This window comes from Acinetobacter sp. UBA3132, assembly GCF_002364825.1.
Lineage (GTDB): Bacteria > Pseudomonadota > Gammaproteobacteria > Pseudomonadales > Moraxellaceae > Acinetobacter > Acinetobacter schindleri.
Genome location: NZ_DEZM01000226.1, coordinates 2,370 through 2,591 on the forward strand (window position 1 = coordinate 2,370; position 222 = coordinate 2,591).

The 222-nt window shown below is 43.2% G+C and carries 1 protein-coding gene; it reads right to left on the reverse strand.

The genetic code is table 11. The features are described 5' to 3' along the window. Positions 1–27 precede the first annotated feature (27 nt). Positions 28–222: acetyl-CoA carboxylase biotin carboxyl carrier protein subunit (locus B4033_RS12360; RefSeq protein ID WP_286834400.1), on the reverse strand; the 195-nt coding region annotated here is incomplete at its 5' end.

Here is a 222-nt window from a genome sequence, read left to right on the forward strand (position 1 = left end):
CTAAGCGGTCTTTTTATCTCTAATTCATCAAGCCACCGGTGCCAACGTAAACAACACCTGTCCCGTTTTTACCGTTTGTCCTTTTTCAATAGTAATCGCATCCACACGCATACGCTCAGGCGCAATAATTGGAATCTCAATCTTCATCGCTTCAATCACAGCTAAGGTCGCACCTTCTTCCACAATATCGCCTGACTGACATTCAATTTTCCAAATTGAACC